Source organism: Streptomyces lienomycini (assembly GCF_027947595.1).
Classification (GTDB): Bacteria; Actinomycetota; Actinomycetes; order Streptomycetales; family Streptomycetaceae; genus Streptomyces; species Streptomyces lienomycini.
On sequence record NZ_CP116257.1, the window covers coordinates 3,539,461 to 3,553,779 of the forward strand.

Consider the following 14,319-nt stretch of genomic DNA (forward strand, 5'->3'; position numbering starts at 1 on the left):
GTACGGCCGGCGCGGGCCGGTCGGAAACCGGTGGCCGCCGATGGCGCACGGTGCTGGGATGGCGTGATGCACAGTGACGCGCCGACAGCCGTGGACCGGGGGCTGTACCAGGACGCCGTCACCCCCTGGGAGGAGCGGGCCTGGCGGGCGGAGGCACTCGGCTGGGCGAAGGCCGGGCTGGCCGCCCGTCACCTGCGTCCGACGGGGGAGTGGCGGGTGCGGCTGCGACCGTGGTCCGTCCTGCTGCGGCTGTCCGTCGAGGGAGGCGACCCGGTCTGGTTCAAGGCGAGTCCACCGGCCGGCGCCTTCGAGGGCGCGCTGACCGAGGCGCTGGCCCGCTGGGTCCCCGGGCACGTACTGGAGCCGCTGGCGGTGGACACCCGCCGAGGCTGGTCGCTGCTGCCCGACGGGGGACCGCTCCTGCGCGACGTACTCGCCCGCGAGCCGGTCGGTCCCGGCGAGTGGGAAGAACTCCTGCGCCAGTACGCGGCCGTGCAGTACGCCCTGGCCCCCCGCGTGCGGGACCTCCGGCGGCTCGGGGTGCCCGCCGCGCCCGCCACCGCGCTGCCCGCCGTGTTCGACCGGCTCGACGACACCCCGCTGCCGCCCCGGGACCGCGCGAGGCTGCGCCGGCTGCGCCCCCGCCTCGTCGACTGGTGCGCGGAACTCGACGCGCTCGGCGTCCCCGACTCCCTCGACCACGCCGACCTGCACGACGGCCAGCTGTTCCGCCCGGCGCCCGGCAGGTTCACGTTCTTCGACTGGGGCGACGCCGTCGTGGCCCACCCCTTCTCCAGCCTCACCGTCCCCGCCCGCCGGGCCCGCGAGCACCACGGGCCGGAGGTACTGCCACGCCTGCGCGACGCCTACCTGGAACCATGGACGGGCACCGGCCGGACGGCCGCGGAACTGCGTCGCGCGGTGAGCCTGGCCTGGCGGCTCGGCGCCCTGAGCAGGGCGAGCGCCTACGGCCGGCTCTTCCCCACCGCGTCGGGCCGGGCCGCCGCCGAGACGGCCGCGGCGGGCGCCCGCTGCCTGCTCGAACTGCTGGACGACCCACCCCTCTGGCGACGAGCCGGAGATCCGTCCCCCGCCGCGCGGGCCGCCGTTGTCAGTGGCGGATGCGAGGCTACGGGGCATGGATGAGGTGGAGTTCATGCGGGGCAGGGTCTACGGCGCGGACCACGACAACCCCGGGCCGCGTGCCGGGCGCGTCTACGCGCACCTGGTGGGCGGCCCACTGGACGGCCTGCTCCTGGACGTCACGGACCTCACGGAACAGGAGAGCGACCGGGGAGTGTCCCTGGCGACGGAGATAGGCCGCTACGGCCCGGGCGGCCGCGCCTCCTACGCCCCGAGGCCGGGCGACGCCCGCCGCTTCGACTGGCGGGGCGACATGCCCTGATCCGGCACCGCCCCCGTCTCGGCGGACAGCGCCGTCAGCAGCCAGGCGTGCGCGGACCCCGGGGTGGGCTCGGGGCGCCCGCCCGGCGGGGTGGTCACCTCGGCCACCAGCTCCCAGTAGCCGTCCAGCCGAGGGTCGGCGGCCAGTTGCCCGGCCAACCGGTGCCGGAAGCCCGGGGTGTCCCGGACCCCGTACGCGCTCGTGTACGCGGTCACGAACCCCTCCAGGGCCTCACCCGGGTGCGGCTCCCGGCCCCGGCGCAGCTGCGCCCCGGCCAGCTCGTACGCCTCCGCCAGCCCGGCGTACAGCACGGCGGCACCCCGGGCGCCGGCGGCCCGGTGCGCCTCGGGCTGCGGCCGCGCCGTGCCGGGGCAGGGGGCGAGCGTGAGGGCGTTGAGCCGGGCGAAGGCGAGGACCTGCGAGGGGCGGGATCGTCGGGCGGTTGCGGCACCGCCACGTCCAGGAACGCCGCGGCGGCCCCGGCCGGCATCCGGGCCGGCAGCCAGCCCCGCCAGAACCGGACCAGCGGGGCCGTACTGGGCGGCAGCCGCACGGCACCGACGAGCCGCAGCCGGTCCGCCCGCTGTCCCGGCGGACACTCCTGCACCAGCCGCAGCGCGGCCTCCCGCCAGCGCAACGCCCTCAGCTCGGAGCCGACTTCGCGCAGCCGGCCCGCCACCGCCGACTCCAGCACGCCGCTCGCCCCGCCGGCGGGCCCGTCCGCGTCCTCCTCCGCGAGGATCCGCCGCACCTCGGGCACGGACACGTCCAGGGCACGCAGGGAACGGATCAGCCGCAGCCGGTCGAGCGCCCCGGGACCGTACCTCCGGTGCCCGCCGGCGCTGCGGGACACCTCCGGCAGCAGGCCGCGGTCGGAGTAGAAGCGGACGGTCTTGACGGTGACACCCGCCCGCTCGGCGAGTTCCCCGATGCCGCACAGACCGTCGTACGACGTGGACACTTGAACCTCCCTCAGGGGGAGTTCCTACCGTACCGGCGACAGCGGGCCGGCGACCGGCCGGGCCGCGGACGGAGGAGAGACCATGACCGTGTTCATCCTGGTGTCGGGAATGTTCACCGGCAGCCACGTGTGGCAGGAGACGGCCGCGCGCCTGACCGCCGCCGGCGCCGAGGCACACACCGTCGCCCTCACGGGACTCGAAGGCCCGCACGGGACCCCGAACGGGATCCAGAACGGGACTCCGCACGGGGCCGCGCGCGGGACGCGGGCGGCCGCCGTCGACCTGGAGACACACATCGCGGACGTCCTGGCGGTGATCGACTCGATCGACCCGGTGCCCGGCCGGGAGACGGTGCTGGTCGGCCACGACTACGGCATCCACCCGGCGGTCGGCGCCGCCGACCGGCGCGCGGGGCGGGTCGGCAGGATCGTCCACCTCGACTCGGGCCTGCCCCGGGACGGCGTCCCGGCCCTGGCCGCCGTCCCCGACCCGTCCGTGCGAGAGCGCTGCGCCGCCCGGGCCGCGGCCGGCGGGCACCCGGACGAGGCGGACGACGGCGCGGTCCCGCCCCCGGCCCGTGACGAGTGGCCGCGCTGGGGCAGCACCGCGGGCGTTCCCGGCCCGGCCCTGGACCGGCTCACCGCCCTCGCCGCCCCGCAGCCGCCGGGCACCCTGCTCCAGCCGCTGCGGCTCACCGGCGCGGTGGCCCGGGTCCCCACCACCGGCGTGCTGTGCACCGGGAACGGTTCGAGCATCGAGATGGTCCAGATGCTGGTCGGCTTCGGCGACCCCGCGCTGCAGGCCCTGCTGGACCCCCGGGTGACCTTCTTCGAACTGCCCACCGGACACTGGCCGATGCTGTCCCGCCCCGACGAACTCACGGACGTACTGCTGCGGGCCGCGGCCGGTGAGGGGCACCGGCTGGAGCCGGCCGGGAAGGGCGCGACGCCCCCGCACCTGCGTCCGTTCCCGCTTCAGGTGCCCGAAGTCCCCAGGGAGCGGCACGGGAACGTCGACCTCCACCTGCCCGACGCCGAGGAGCCGCGCCCGGCGGTGGTCTTCGTGCACGGCGGTCCGGTCCCCGCCGACGCCCGCCCCACCCCGCGGGACTGGCCGGTCCTGACGGGGTACGCCCGGTACGCGGCCGATAAGGGAGCGGTGGGCGCGGTCCTGGACCACCGTCTGCACGACCTGGCCGACTACGGGCGCGCGGCCGACGACGTCGCCGCCGCCGTGGAACTGGTCCGGTCCGACCCCCGGGTGGACGCGGACCGGATCGCGCTGTGGTTCTTCTCCGGCGGCGGCCTGATCGCCGCCGACTGGCTGGACACGCCCCCCGCCTGGCTGCGCTGCCTGGCGGCGACCTACCCGGTCCTCGCGCCCCTGCCCAACTGGGGCCTGCCGGACAGCCGGTTCCAGCCGGTGCGCGCGGTGGCCGGTGCGGGCTCGCCGCCCGTCGTCCTCACCCGCGTGGGACGGGAGATGCCCGAGATCGCGGCCACCGTCGAGGAGTTCCTGGCCGCGGCCGAGAAGCACGGGGCCGACGTGGAGGTGATCGACGTGCCGCACGGCCACCACTCCTTCGAGACGGTCGACCCGACCGACGAGTCCCGCGAGGCGGTGCGGCACGCGATGCGCTCGGTGCTGGGCCTCGTCGGCGGCGCGCACCAATCCGCGCGCCCCGCGGCCCCGGATTACCGGCGTGAGTGACGAGGACAAGACCCCACGGAAACCGTCGGCCCCGACATGGACCCGCTCCGGGCTGGGCGCGCTGAGCGGGCTCCTGGCGGGCGGCGCCGCGCTGGCCGTCGCCGAACTGGTGGCGGCGGCCGTACGCCCGGAGGCGGGCCCGGTCGTCGCGGTGGGCGGGGCCGCCATCGACCGCACGCCGATCGCCCTGAAGGACTGGGCGATCCGCACCTTCGGCACCAACGACAAGCTGGTGCTCCAACTCGGCATCCTCGCGGTCCTGACGCTGCTGGCCCTGGCCCTCGGAGCGCTCGCCGCCCGCCACCGGCGCAGTGGTGCCGCCGGGGTCCTGGTCTTCGGCGTCGTCGGCGCGACGGCGGCGCTCGGCAGGCCCGACTCCACCGGTGTCACGGACGCCTTCCCCTCCGTCCTGGGGGCGGTCGCGGGCGCCGTCCTCCTGTACGTCCTCGTCGGGCTCCTCCCGCCGCCGCGCCGGGCGGAGCCGGGAGAGCGGGGCGAGGGCTGGGACCGCCGCCGTTTCGTCGTCGCGGCGACCGCCGCGGCCGCCGCCTCCGCGGGCGCCGGCGTCCTGGGCCGGGCCCTGAGCGGGGCCGGCGGCCGGGACGCGGTCGCCTCCCGCAAGAACGTCGCCCTCCCGGCGCCCGGCTCACCGGCCCCCGCGGTGCCCCGGCGGGCACAGGTCGGGGTGGAGGGGGTCAGCCCCTTCGTCACGCCCAACGGCGACTTCTACCGGGTCGACACCGCCCTGGTGGTCCCCAAGGTGGACGCCACCGCCTGGCGGCTGCGCATCCACGGCGACGGGGTCAGCAGGGAGAAGACGCTGACCTTCGACGACCTCCTGCGACGGCGGCTGATCGAGCGGGACATCACCCTCACCTGCGTGTCCAACGAGGTGGGCGGCCCGTACGTGGGCAACGCCCGCTGGATCGGCGTCCGGCTCGCCGACCTGCTGGCGGAGTGCGGCGTCCGTCCGCCGTCGAAGGGCGGCCCGGCGGACCAGCTGGTGGCCCGCTCCGTGGACGGCATGACCATCGGCAGTCCCGTCGAGGACGTCATGGACGGCCGCGACGCCCTGCTCGCCGTCGGCATGAACGGCGAGCCCCTGCCGTTCGAGCACGGATTCCCCGTCCGCATGCTCGTGCCCGGCCTCTACGGCTACGTCTCGGCCTGCAAGTGGATCGAGGACATCGAGCTGACCACGTTCGACGCCTACGACTCGTACTGGGTCAAGCGCGACTGGGCCCCCGAGGCGCCGATCAAGACCCAGTCCCGGATCGACACCCCGAAGCCCTTCGCCCGGCCGAAGGCGGGCACGGTGATGGTCGCCGGAGTCGCCTGGGCCCAGCACCGCGGCATCGACAAGGTCGAGATCCGCGTCGACGACGGCCCCTGGCAGGAGGCCACCCTGGCCGCCGAGGACTCGCGCGACACCTGGCGCCAGTGGTCGTACGCCTGGCAGGCCACCAAGGGCGGCCACACCCTCACCGTGCGGGCCACCGACCGGACCGGCGAGGTGCAGACCGAGAAGCGCACCCGCACGGTGCCCGACGGTGCGAGCGGATGGCACTCGGTGGTGGTGACGGTCGACGCCTGACCCGGTGGGCGAGTGACGCGTTGCGCACGGGCCTCCAGTGGTGCTGCGGCCGGCTCAGCCCCGGCCGCGGCAGCCCGCAACCGGGCAAGCGTTTTCTGTGCGGCGTCTTGACGTGTACGCGGCGTGATGAGTTCATGGGAGCGCTCCCACACCCTCATCGCCCATCGTGTCCGCCCTACTCAGTCCTGGAGTCGCCGTGCGCACAGCAAGACGCGACACATCCGCACCGAAACCACTCCTCGCCCGTCTGCTGACGGGTCTGGCCGCGCTGATCGGGCTGGTGGTCGTCGGGGCCCTCTTCCCCGGTGGGGCCGTGGCCCAGCCGCCCGGAGCCCGGACCGCCGACGCCCGGCCGGCCGGGGCGCGGGCGGCCGACGCGGCCGGGCTGCACATCAGCGGGGGCAGGCTGCTGGAGGGCAACGGCAACGACTTCGTCATGCGCGGGGTCAACCACGCCCACACCTGGTACCCCGGCGAGACCCGGTCGCTGGCGGACGTCAAGGCGCTGGGCGCCAACAGCGTCCGGGTGGTCCTCTCCGACGGGTACCGCTGGAGCGAGAACAGCCCCGAGGACGTCGCCGCCGTCATCGGGCAGTGCAAGGCCAACCGGCTGATCTGCGTCCTGGAGGTCCACGACACCACCGGCTACGGCGAGGACGCGGCGGCCGGCACCCTCGACCACGCCGCCGACTACTGGATCGGCCTCAAGGACGTGCTGGCCGGCCAGGAGGACTACGTCGTCGTCAACATCGGCAACGAGCCCTGGGGCAACACCGACCCGGCCGGCTGGACCGAGCCCACCGTCGCGGCCGTCGAGAAGCTGCGCGCCGCCGGACTCCGGCACACGATCATGGTGGACGCGCCCAACTGGGGCCAGGACTGGCAGGGCGTCATGCGCGCCAACGCGCGAACCGTCTACGACGCCGACCCCACCGGCAACCTGATCTTCTCCATCCACATGTACAGCGTCTTCGACACCGCCCAGGAGATCACCGACTACCTGAACGCGTTCGTCGACGCGGAACTTCCCATCCTCATCGGCGAGTTCGGCGGACCCGCCGACCAGTACGGCGACCCGGACGAGGACACCATGATGGCCACCGCCGAGCAGCTCGGCCTCGGCTACCTGGCCTGGTCGTGGAGCGGCAACACCGACCCGGTCCTCGACCTGGCGATCGACTTCGACCCGAACCGGCTCAGCGACTGGGGCGACCGGGTCTTCCACGGCGCCGACGGCATCGCCCAGACCTCGAAGGAAGCCACCGTGTACGGCGGCGGCGCCCCGGACACCCAGGCCCCGACGGCTCCCGGCGCCCCGGCCGCCACCGCGGTCACGGACACCTCCGTCACGCTCGGCTGGTCCGCCGCCACCGACGACACCGCGGTCACCGGCTACGACGTCGTCCGCGTCGTCGACGGTGCGGAGAGCGTGGTCGCCGCCCCGACGACCACCACCGCCACCGTGACCGGCCTCACCGCGGACACCGCCTACACCTTCGCCGTCCGCGCCCGCGACGCGGCCGGCAACCGGTCGGCCCGGTCCGCCACCGTGGTGGTCACCACCGACGAGGGCGGCGGCACCCCGGTCGGTTCCTGCTCCGTCGGCTACCGCGTCGTGGGGGAGTGGCCCGGCGGCTTCCAGGGCGAGATCGCCGTCCGCAACACCGGGAACACCGCCATCACCCCGTGGACGCTCGCCTTCGCCTTCGCGGACGGCCAGAGCATCACCCACATGTGGGGAGGAACCGCCGCCCAGAACGCGGGAGCGGTGCGCGTCACCCCGGCCTCCTACACCGCCACCATCCCGGCCGGCGGCACGGTCACCCTGGGCTTCACCGCCCGGAAGGGCGCCACCAACACCGCCCCGACCGCGTTCAGCCTCGACGGGGCCTCCTGCGCCACGGCCTGACCCCGGGCCCCGGCCGGTGCGGTGGCGGGCGGCCGCCGCTCCGGCCGGCCGGTGACATGCGGCGGAGCAGGGGTGAGCGACGTCACCACGACACCTCGCGGACGTCGGCCCGGCTCTGCGGCTGCGTCGTCGCGGTGATCTCCGAACGGTGACGGCCCGCCGAGAACGTCACCTTCAGCGTCTGCGGCGCGCTCTGCTCCGTACTCGCCGTGAAGCCCTGGTTCGGCACCGCCGAGATCAGGCACACGGCACCGTCACCGAACCGCACGGTCGCCTTGCCGCCCTCGGACGGCACCGTGTACACGCCCGCCCCGCCCTCCTCGCAGCCCGGGGCGCCCCCGCCCGCCGGAGGCCGCGGGGCAGTGGTGTGCGGGCTCGGCGTCGGCGTGGGAGTCGGCGTCGGCGCGGGCGGCTCCTCGCGGGTGCGGGACGGCGCGGCGCTGGGCGGGCGGCTGGTGGGTGACGGGCTGGGAGTGGCCGTCACGGTCTTGGAGACGGTCGGCCGGGGAGAGGGCGGCGGCTCCTTCGGCGCCGTCTGCGCGACCGGCGCGGTCGGCCGGGTCGACCCCACCACGAAGTGGATCGTGATGATGACGGCCGTGACACTGGCCGCCGTGCAGGACAGCCAGATGATCAGGTAGCGCAGGAGGCGGGACACGACACCATAGTGACGGACCGGCTAACGTGCCTGCCCATGGCCTCCGTACTTGTCGTCGAGGACGACCCCGTGATCCGGGCCGCGCTGATCGAGGTCCTGACCGGGCACGGCTACGCGGTCAAGACCGCGCACCAGGGTTTCGAGGCGCTGCGCGACATCACCCAGAGCCCGCCGGACATCGTCGTGCTCGACCTCGGGCTGCCCGACCTCGACGGCCTCGACGTGCTCCGGATGATCCGCGGCATATCCCGCGTCCCGGTGCTGGTCGCCACCGCCCGGGACGACGAGACCGAGATCATCCGGCTGCTGAACGCCGGCGCCGACGACTACATGGTCAAGCCGTTCTCCGGCGGCCAGCTCGCGGCCCGGCTCGCCGCCGTGCTGCGCCGCTCGGCGCCCGCCGACCTCGTGGCCGCCCGGCGCCCCGTCCTGCGGGTCGCCGACCTGCGCATCGACCCCACCGCGCGCACCGCCCACCTCGCCGACCGGGAACTGCCCCTCACGCGACGTGAGTTCGACCTGCTCGCCTACCTGGCCGCCAACGCCGACCAGGTCATCTCGCGACAGCGGATACTCGCCGAGGTGTGGCAGCAGCCGTACGTGGAGGACCAGACGGTGGACGTCCACCTCTCCGCGCTCCGCCGCAAAATGGGCGAGAAGGCGCGAAAGCCCCGCTACCTCCACACCGTGCGCGGCATCGGCATCAAGCTGGTCAGCGCGCCGTGAGACGAGCCCTCGCCGGGATCGCCCTGGCCGTCACCTCGATGGTGGCGCTGTCGTTCCTCATCCCGCTCGCCCTCCTCGTCCGCGAACAGGCCCGGGACCGGGTCACCACCGCCGCCGAGCAGCGCGCCTCCGCCCTCTCACCGGTGCTCGCCCTCACCACCCGGCGGGCCGACGTGCAGCAGGCGGTCGCGGAACTCGGCTCCGCGGACCAGTTGGTCGTGCGGCTGCCCGACGGAGGCTTCGTCGGCACCCCGCACGCGCCCGAGGAGGCCCTCGACCGGGCCGTACGGGGACGCGAGACCCTCGCCGTGGACACCCCGGACGGCTGGGCGTACCTCCAGCCCGTCGTCCTGCGGGGCGAGCGGGTCGCGGTCGTCGAGGCCTACGTGCCCGCCGCGGACCTCACCCGGGGCGTCGCGGCCTCGTGGGGCGTGATGGCGCTGCTCGCCGTCGGACTGGTGGGTGGTTCGGTGCTGGTCGCCGACCGGCTCGGCGCCCGTGTGGTCCGCTCCTCCCGGAGCCTGAAACGCGCCTCGCTCGCCCTCGGCTCCGGCGACCTCGGCGTACGGGTGGAACCGGACGGCCCGCCCGAGCTGCAGGAGGCCGGGGCGGCGTTCAACACCATGGCCGACCGGGTCGTCGACCTGCTCGCCGTCGAACGCGAACTGGTCGCGGACCTCTCCCACCGGCTGCGCACCCCGCTGACCGCCCTCTACCTGGAGGCCGACCGGATGGGCGCGACGCCGAGCGCCCGGCGGGTCACGGAAGCGGCCGGCCAGCTCGAGAGCGAACTCGACTCGATCATCGCGGCGGCGCGCACACCCCTGGCGTCGGCACAGCTCGCCGGGGCCGGGGCGGGCACGGCGAAACCGTGCGACGTGGCCGAGGTGGTCGCCATGCGCCTGGACTTCTGGTCGGTCCTCGCCACCCAGCAGGAACGGCCGTTCGAGCGCTCCCTCACCCCGCGGCCCACGCCCGTGGCCTTCCCCGAGGACGACCTCGCGGCCGTCGTCGACGCCCTCATCGGCAACGTCTTCCGGCACACCCCGCAGGGCACCCGTTTCGTCGTACGCGTGGAACGGCAGGACCGGCACGTGTACCTCACGGTCGACGACGCCGGACCGGGCGTCGCGGACCCCGGGGCGGCCCTCACCCGGGGCGTCAGCGTCGGCGGCTCCACCGGGCTCGGCCTGGACATCGTGGCCCGGGCGGCCCGCACGGCGGACGGCGAACTGACGATCACCCGCGCGCCGCTCGGGGGCGCCCGGGTGCGTGTGTCGTTCGTGCTGACCGGCGCGGACGCCGCTGGGGGCGCGAGTGGGGGCGGAGAGCGGTGACCGGCGTCAGCGGCCGGTGCCGAAGTCCTGGGTCCACCAGGGACCGCCGTCGCCGAAGTGGACGCCGACGCCCAGCTCCCTGAAGGAGCAGTTGAGTATGTTCGCGCGGTGGCCGGAGCTGTTCATCCAGGCGTCCATCACCGAGGCGGCGTCCGCCTGCCCCTGGGCTATGTTCTCGCCCAGCGCGGACCACCGGTAGCCGGCGGCCTCGACCCGGCTCGCCATGGTGGAGCCGTCGGGGCCGGTGTGGGACATCACACCGCTGCTCGCCATGACGTCGCTGTAGTCGTCCGCGGCCCGGGTCAGCCTGTCGTTCGCGGTGACCGGCGAGCAGCCCGCCGCGGCCCGCTCCTCGTTCACCAGCGCGAGGACCCGCGCCTCGGTCCCACCCGTGGCACCGGGACCCGATCCCGAGCCTGATCCCGAACCGGAGCCGGACCCCGCTCCTGATCCGCTGCCCGATCCCGACCCCGAGCCGCTGCCACCGCCGGATCCGTCTGCGCCGCTCTTCGTCGCGGCCTTGACCGGCGCCTTGGAGGACGGCGCGGGGGCCTTGGCGGCGCTGGTCGACGGGCTCGCCGTCTTCCTCGCCGTCTCCTTCGGCTCGGCGCTCCCGCTCGGGGAGCCGCTCGCCGTGGCGCTCGGGCTCGCCGACACGGACGCGAGCGGCGACGCCCCGCCCGCCGCCGCCTCGGCGTTCGGGGCCTCGTCGGCGGCGTTCGCGGTGACCCGGTCCGAGGCCCCGCCGTCGTCCCCGTCGGTGACGGCCAGAGTGATCCCGACACCCGCCGTGAGGGTGACGGCGCCGAGTGCCAGCGCGGTACCGCGGGTCCGGAGCCCGCCGCGGGGGCGGGCATGGGAGCGGGACGGGCGAGCGGCTCGGCGGGAACCCATACGCGGAACACCTCGGTTTGTCGGTCGGGCCGGCGGAACCCCGTACCCGGTGGACGCGACCGCGCCCACCGGGACCGTGGGGGGTGTTCGAGAGCCTAGGACGCGTCCGGAGGGGAAACGGCCGTTCGAAGGTCATCTTCAGAAAGCCTTAAAGATGCCGCCAAAGTCCGTTGAGGAAGTGCGACACCACCGCCTCGTCGCCCCTCCCCCTACGCTCCCGCCGCCCGCCACCCTCGGTCCGCGGCGGGGCGCTTCACAGTGAAAGGCGGACACGGGGGTCCGCAGGATCCCCTGACGTGCCCCCGACGCTCCGCCGTCACCCCGGGCCCGGCGCTTACCCCGCCGGAGGGCCGGACAGTCTGTCGGCGTGCAACCGGCAGGTCGCCGGACACCGCCGGCGCGCGCCCGAGGAGACCGGGTCCTCCCGCCCCACCGCCCCCGGGCGCGCGCCGTGCACCGACGAAGGAGGAACCGGACATGCCGTCCACCGCTGACGAACGACAGCTGCTCGACGAACTGCGGGACCTGCTGGCCGCCACGGTCGAGGACCTGTCCGTGGAGGAGATCGATCCGGACGCCTCCCTCCAGGACGACCTGGGCGTCGACTCGCTGGCCAGGCTGGAGCTGGTCGCCGCCATCGAGGACCGCTGGCAGATCGAGGTGCCCCAGGAACAGGCGGAGAGCCTCACGACGGTGCGGCAGATCGCCGCGCACCTCGCCGAAGCGGTCGCCGCCCCCGCGGGCGGCACCGCGTGAGCCCACGGCACGCGGCCGACCCGGCCCCCGGGGACCGCGCCCCCGGGGACGGGGCCCCCGGCGCACGCAGCGCCGTCGTCACCGGGCTCGGACTGACGACCGCGCTGGGCGGCGACGTCCCCTCCACCTGGCGGGCCCTGCTGGGCGGCGTGTGCGGCGTCGAGCGCGTCGACTTCGGAGAGCCGGAGGGGCCCGAGCAGGTGTATCTCGCGGCCCCGGCCGCGGTCGACCCCAGGACGGTCCTGCCGTCCGCCAAGGCGGCGCACTGCGACCGCTCGGCGCAGTTCGCGCTCGTCGCCGCCCGGGAGGCCGTCCACGACGCGGGTTTCCCCGACGCGTCGTCGGTGGCCGCGGGCGGCTCGCGGGTGGCCGTGGTCGTCGGGGTGGGGCTCGGCGGGCTCACCAGCATCCTGGAGCAGAACACCCGCCTGCGGACCCAGGGCGCGGGCCGGGTGAGCCCGCGCACCATCCCGGTCATGCTGCCCAACCACCCGGCCGCCGAAGTGGGTCTGATGGTGGGCGCCAAGGCCGGGGTCCACGCCCCGGTCAGTGCCTGCGCCTCCGGAGCCGAGGCCCTCGCGCAGGCCCTCGGCATGATCCGGGACGGCCGCGCCGACATCGTGGTCGCGGGCGGCACCGAGGCCGCGCTGCATCCCCTGGCCCTGGCCGGGTTCGCGCGGCTGCGGGCCCTCTCCCGGCGCCACGACGACCCCAAGGGGGCGTCCCGCCCCTTCGACGCCGACCGGGACGGCTTCGTGATGGGGGAGGGCGCCGGCATGCTCGTCCTGGAGAGCGCCCGGCACGCCGCCGCCCGCGGCGCCCGCGTCCACGGGCGGCTGACCGGCGCCGGCATCACCAACGACAGCCACCACGTGGCCCAGCCCGCGCCCGGCGGAACGGGCTGCGCGGCCGCCGTCGACGCCGCCCTGCGCGACGCCGCCCTGCTGCCGGAGCGGATCCAGCACATCAACGCCCACGCCACCTCCACACCGCTGGGCGACCTGGGCGAGGCGCAGGCGCTGCACCGCGTCTTCGCCAAGGGCATCGACGACGTGGCCGTCAGCGCCACCAAGGGCGCCTTCGGGCACACCCTCGGTGCCGCCGGAGCCATCGAGGCCGTACTCACCGTCCTCGCCCTGCGGGAGAGATGCGCACCGCCCGCCTGCTCGCTCGAACGCGTGGACCCCGAGATCCGCCTGAACGTCGTCGGGCGCACTCCCGCGGCCCTGCCCTCCGGCCCCCTCGCGGCCGTCACCACGAGCATGGGCTTCGGCGGGCACAACGTCGCCCTCGCCTTCGCCGACGCCTCATGAGGAACGATCCGACGGCCCCCACCGGCGGCACACCGCGCACCGTGCTGATGTGCCCCGGCCAGGGGGCCTACCTCCCCGGCGCCCTGCGTCACCTGAGCGACGTCCCGTCCGTCGCACGGGTGCTGCGGACGGTCGACGCCCGCAGTGGCGCACTCGGCGGCACCGGGCCTCCCGTCGGCCACCTCCTCACCGACGCCGCGGCACCCGACCCCGAACGACTCGTCCGCACCGACCCCCTGGCCTTCGACCTGGCCACCTACGCCGCGGTGGTCGCCTGCGCCACTCTCCTGCTCGACCTCGCGGCCCCGTCCGTCCACGCGGTCCTCGGCCACAGTGTGGGCGACCTCGCGGCGCTCACCGTGGCCGGAGCGATCACCCTGGAGCAGGGGGTGCGGCTGCTGCACGTGCGCGACGGGCTGCTGCGCGACGCCGCGCTCCCCGCGGCGGGCCTGCTGGCCACCGACCTGAGCCCCGAACTGGCGGCCGATCTCCTGCGTGCCGAGGAACTGCCCCAGGTACGGATCGCCGCCCGCAACGCCCCCCAGCAGACGGTCCTGGCCGGACCCGACGACCAGTTGGCCGCCGTCCGGCGCTCGGTGCGGGCGCTCGGCCGCCGCGCCACCCCGCTGACCAGCCGCACCGCCTACCACCACCCCCTGCTCACCGACGTCCACCGGGCCTTCAGACGCCTCCTGCGCGCACAGCACGTAGCCCCGCCCACGCTCACCGTCCACACGGCCAGTGCGGCGGGCCCCGCGCGCACCCCGGCCCAACTGCGCACCGCGGCAGCCGCCCACCTCACCGAACCCCTGGCCTTCCAGCGAACCCTGCACGCGATGCGCCGGGCCGGATTCACCACCTACCTCGACAGCGGACCCAGAGCGCTGCTGAGCACCCTGGCCAGGACCGGCCTGCCCGGCTGCACCACCGCCGCCCCCTTCCGCACCCCGGTCGGCGTCGACCGCGTCCGCCACCGCCTCACCGCCGCCCCGCGGTGAGGCGGGCCCCTCACCCGACCGGCGCGGCCCGGGTACTTGACAGTGCCGGGAGTGGTC

13 protein-coding genes and 1 pseudogene are annotated in these 14,319 nt (G+C 75.5%); 11 read left to right on the plus strand and 3 right to left on the minus strand.

The window, feature by feature from the left end; all coding sequences use genetic code 11:
• Nucleotides 1-66 precede the first annotated feature (66 nt).
• Together BJ961_RS16070 and BJ961_RS16075 are read left to right on the plus strand one after the other, a co-directional pair.
• Nucleotides 67-1,146: an aminoglycoside phosphotransferase family protein gene (locus BJ961_RS16070; protein ID WP_271413512.1), complete on the plus strand. Its 1,080-nt coding sequence runs from the start codon at nucleotides 67-69 to the stop codon at nucleotides 1,144-1,146.
• Complete coding sequence (locus BJ961_RS16075; RefSeq protein ID WP_271413513.1) at nucleotides 1,139-1,405, plus strand: hypothetical protein; 267 nt, start codon at nucleotides 1,139-1,141, stop codon at nucleotides 1,403-1,405. Before BJ961_RS16070 ends, BJ961_RS16075 begins: the two co-directional genes overlap by 8 nt.
• On the opposite strand, the pseudogene BJ961_RS16080 reads toward BJ961_RS16075, so the two are convergent.
• Nucleotides 1,348-2,366 (minus strand): annotated as a pseudogene (locus tag BJ961_RS16080) (helix-turn-helix domain-containing protein). The gene BJ961_RS16075 and the pseudogene BJ961_RS16080 sit on opposite strands and share 58 nt — an antisense overlap.
• A gap of 82 nt (nucleotides 2,367-2,448) precedes the next feature.
• On the opposite strand from BJ961_RS16080, the gene BJ961_RS16085 reads away from it, so the two are divergent.
• From BJ961_RS16085 to BJ961_RS16095, 3 genes are all read left to right on the plus strand, one after another.
• Nucleotides 2,449-4,077 (plus strand): alpha/beta hydrolase, encoded by a 1,629-nt coding sequence (locus BJ961_RS16085; protein ID WP_271413514.1) that lies wholly within the window; start codon nucleotides 2,449-2,451, stop codon nucleotides 4,075-4,077.
• Entirely contained in the window at nucleotides 4,070-5,671 is a 1,602-nt protein-coding gene (locus tag BJ961_RS16090) for a sulfite oxidase (protein WP_271413515.1), read from the plus strand. The genes BJ961_RS16085 and BJ961_RS16090 overlap by 8 nt, the downstream gene beginning before the upstream one ends.
• Before the next feature lie 196 nt (nucleotides 5,672-5,867).
• Nucleotides 5,868-7,580, plus strand: coding sequence for a cellulase family glycosylhydrolase (locus tag BJ961_RS16095; RefSeq protein ID WP_271413516.1), 1,713 nt, complete (start codon nucleotides 5,868-5,870; stop codon nucleotides 7,578-7,580).
• Between the two features lie 82 nt (nucleotides 7,581-7,662).
• Here the strand turns inward: BJ961_RS16095 and BJ961_RS16100 are convergent, their stop codons facing one another.
• Nucleotides 7,663-7,884, minus strand: a complete 222-nt coding sequence (locus BJ961_RS16100) for a hypothetical protein (RefSeq protein ID WP_271413517.1) — start codon at nucleotides 7,882-7,884, stop codon at nucleotides 7,663-7,665.
• Between BJ961_RS16100 and BJ961_RS16105 the strand changes: the two genes are divergently transcribed.
• Genes BJ961_RS16105 through BJ961_RS16115 form a run of 3 tightly spaced genes read left to right on the plus strand, consistent with a single transcriptional unit; the run spans nucleotide 7,877 to nucleotide 10,301 of the window.
• Complete coding sequence (locus BJ961_RS16105) at nucleotides 7,877-8,221, plus strand: hypothetical protein (RefSeq protein ID WP_271413518.1); 345 nt, start codon at nucleotides 7,877-7,879, stop codon at nucleotides 8,219-8,221. The genes BJ961_RS16100 and BJ961_RS16105 overlap by 8 nt on opposite strands.
• A gap of 53 nt (nucleotides 8,222-8,274) precedes the next feature.
• Nucleotides 8,275-8,964 (plus strand): response regulator transcription factor, encoded by a 690-nt coding sequence (locus BJ961_RS16110; RefSeq protein WP_271413519.1) that lies wholly within the window; start codon nucleotides 8,275-8,277, stop codon nucleotides 8,962-8,964.
• Nucleotides 8,961-10,301: a sensor histidine kinase gene (locus tag BJ961_RS16115; protein ID WP_271413520.1), complete on the plus strand. Its 1,341-nt coding sequence runs from the start codon at nucleotides 8,961-8,963 to the stop codon at nucleotides 10,299-10,301. Before BJ961_RS16110 ends, BJ961_RS16115 begins: the two co-directional genes overlap by 4 nt.
• A 6-nt stretch (nucleotides 10,302-10,307) precedes the next feature.
• Here BJ961_RS16115 and BJ961_RS16120 read toward each other — a convergent pair whose 3' ends face one another.
• On the minus strand, nucleotides 10,308-11,195 hold the full coding sequence (locus BJ961_RS16120; RefSeq protein WP_271413521.1) for a CAP domain-containing protein: 888 nt from the start codon (nucleotides 11,193-11,195) through the stop codon (nucleotides 10,308-10,310).
• A gap of 477 nt (nucleotides 11,196-11,672) precedes the next feature.
• Here BJ961_RS16120 and BJ961_RS16125 point away from each other — a divergent pair, with 477 nt between their 5' ends.
• From BJ961_RS16125 to BJ961_RS16135, 3 genes are read left to right on the plus strand one after another with little or no spacing between them, the layout of a single operon-like run.
• Nucleotides 11,673-11,951, plus strand: a complete 279-nt coding sequence (locus BJ961_RS16125; RefSeq protein WP_271413522.1) for an acyl carrier protein — start codon at nucleotides 11,673-11,675, stop codon at nucleotides 11,949-11,951.
• Nucleotides 11,948-13,264 carry a beta-ketoacyl-[acyl-carrier-protein] synthase family protein gene (locus tag BJ961_RS16130; protein WP_271413523.1) on the plus strand — a complete coding sequence of 439 codons (1,317 nt, stop codon included), beginning with the start codon at nucleotides 11,948-11,950 and terminating at the stop codon, nucleotides 13,262-13,264. Before BJ961_RS16125 ends, BJ961_RS16130 begins: the two co-directional genes overlap by 4 nt.
• Nucleotides 13,261-14,262, plus strand: a complete 1,002-nt coding sequence (locus BJ961_RS16135) for an ACP S-malonyltransferase (RefSeq protein WP_271413524.1) — start codon at nucleotides 13,261-13,263, stop codon at nucleotides 14,260-14,262. The genes BJ961_RS16130 and BJ961_RS16135 overlap by 4 nt, the downstream gene beginning before the upstream one ends.
• The last annotated feature ends 57 nt before the right edge of the window (nucleotides 14,263-14,319 follow it).